General features: G+C 57.1%; 1 rRNA gene. It reads right to left on the reverse strand.

The features are described 5' to 3' along the window. A 23S ribosomal RNA gene (locus HHL19_RS36715) occupies positions 1-1220 on the reverse strand; the annotation flags it as partial.

Raw genomic sequence — 1220 nt, forward strand, 5'->3', positions numbered from 1 at the left:
TGTTGTGCGGATTTGCCTACACAACGCCCTACACCCTTACCCCGGGACAACCACCGCCCGGGCTGGACTACCTTCCTGCGTCACCCCATCGCTTACCTACTACCACCTTGGTTCGCCGGCTCCACCACTTTCCATTCCCCGAAGGGTCCGGAACGGCTTCACGGGCTTAGCATCAGAGGGCTCGATATTGGGCGTTTCAAAGCGGGTACCGGAATATCAACCGGTTGTCCATCGACTACGCCTGTCGGCCTCGCCTTAGGTCCCGACTTACCCTGGGCAGATCAGCTTGACCCAGGAACCCTTAGTCAATCGGCGCACACGTTTCTCACGTGTGTATCGCTACTCATGCCTGCATTCTCACTCGTGAACCGTCCACAACTCGCTTCCGCGGCTGCTTCACCCGGCACACGACGCTCCCCTACCCATCACAGTCCCCGTTGGGGGTACGTACTGCAATGACACGACTTCGGCGGTACGCTTGAGCCCCGCTACATTGTCGGCGCGGAATCACTTGACCAGTGAGCTATTACGCACTCTTTCAAGGGTGGCTGCTTCTAAGCCAACCTCCTGGTTGTCTCTGCGACTCCACATCCTTTCCCACTTAGCGTACGCTTAGGGGCCTTAGTCGATGCTCTGGGCTGTTTCCCTCTCGACCATGGAGCTTATCCCCCACAGTCTCACTGCCGTGCTCTCACTTACCGGCATTCGGAGTTTGGCTAAGGTCAGTAACCCGGTAGGGCCCATCGCCTATCCAGTGCTCTACCTCCGGCAAGAAACACACGACGCTGCACCTAAATGCATTTCGGGGAGAACCAGCTATCACGGAGTTTGATTGGCCTTTCACCCCTAACCACAGGTCATCCCCCAGGTTTTCAACCCTGGTGGGTTCGGTCCTCCACGAAGTCTTACCTCCGCTTCAACCTGCCCATGGCTAGATCACTCCGCTTCGGGTCTTGAGCGTGCTACTGAAACGCCCTATTCGGACTCGCTTTCGCTACGGCTTCCCCACACGGGTTAACCTCGCAACACACCGCAAACTCGCAGGCTCATTCTTCAAAAGGCACGCAGTCACGAGGCTAGGACAAGTCCTAGCCCGACGCTCCCACGGCTTGTAGGCACACGGTTTCAGGTACTATTTCACTCCGCTCCCGCGGTACTTTTCACCATTCCCTCACGGTACTATCCGCTATCGGTCACCAGGGAATATTTAGGCTTAGCGG

Origin of the sequence: Streptomyces sp. R302 (assembly GCF_012927245.1) — a bacterium.
In the GTDB taxonomy this organism is placed as follows: Bacteria; Actinomycetota; Actinomycetes; order Streptomycetales; family Streptomycetaceae; genus Streptomyces.